This is a genomic window from Neisseria sp. P0008.S010, assembly GCF_051962715.1.
Lineage (GTDB): Bacteria > Pseudomonadota > Gammaproteobacteria > Burkholderiales > Neisseriaceae > Neisseria > Neisseria elongata.
Genome location: NZ_JBQCVA010000390.1, coordinates 1 through 246, shown reverse-complemented (window position 1 = coordinate 246; position 246 = coordinate 1). Strand labels below are relative to the sequence as shown.

The 246-nt window shown below is 53.3% G+C and carries 1 protein-coding gene; it reads left to right on the top strand.

Translation table 11 applies throughout. From position 1 onward, the window contains the following. The first annotated feature begins 126 nt into the window (after positions 1-126). Positions 127-237 (top strand): FAD-dependent oxidoreductase, encoded by a 111-nt coding sequence (locus tag ACTHSL_RS14030; protein WP_440381748.1) that lies wholly within the window; start codon positions 127-129, stop codon positions 235-237. Positions 238-246: the final 9 nt, after the last annotated feature.

Genomic DNA, 246 nt, shown 5'->3' with positions numbered 1-246 from the left:
GACAATCTCTCGATTGATTCTCCATTTATTTTTCATACGCCCTCTACACCTTCGGAGGCCGTCTGATACACATGAAACAGGCTTACACACATGAGACACATGATTTACCCCCAAACCTAAGACGTCATCGTCGTCGGCGGCGGCCAATCAGGCACGGAAGCCCCGCGTGCCGCCGCACGCAAGGGCGCGCACACCCATTTGCTCAAACACAACAACGCAAAGCTCGGACAAAATTAGTGCAACCCG